Annotated in this window: 1 protein-coding gene; it reads right to left on the minus strand. The window is 60.2% G+C overall.

Features of this window, described 5'->3' with window-relative positions; translation table 11 throughout:
* A partial coding sequence (locus tag G6N77_RS19590; protein ID WP_165183842.1) for a DDE-type integrase/transposase/recombinase occupies positions 1 to 507 on the minus strand: 507 nt, incomplete at both ends.

Genomic DNA, 507 nt, shown 5'->3' on the forward strand with positions numbered 1-507 from the left:
GTTTTTGCTCGTGCGGCGGCGAGGGTTTTGGTGCGTTCAAGGGCTTTGCCGGCGGCCAGCCCGTAGTGGACGTCTGCCGGGGTGTTGAGTCCGATTCCGGTGTGGCAGTGCCTGTGGTTGTATCCCTCGACGAAGGAGTCCATGAAGGCCCTCGTGTCGGGCAGGGAGCCAAAGCGCTCGGGGAATATGGGGGCGAACTTCAGGGACTTGAACCAGGCCTCGCTGTACGGATTGTCATTGCTGACCCGGGGCCGGGAATGGGACCGGGTGACCTCCAGGTCCGAGAGCAGGGCGGCGACTGTTTTGGATGTCATGGAAGTTCCGCGGTCAGCGTGGACGATTTGTGGGATGCCGTGGATGCCGAAGATTTCCTTCATCATTTCCACGGCCAGTTCCCCGGACTCGTGGGCATGGACGTACGCGCCGACGATGTAGCGCGAATAGATGTCGATCATCACGTAGCAGTCGTAGTATTTGCCCTTGACCGGGCCGGCCAATTTTGTAATG

Origin of the sequence: Arthrobacter silviterrae, assembly GCF_011045165.1 — a bacterium.
Lineage (GTDB): Bacteria > Actinomycetota > Actinomycetes > Actinomycetales > Micrococcaceae > Specibacter > Specibacter silviterrae.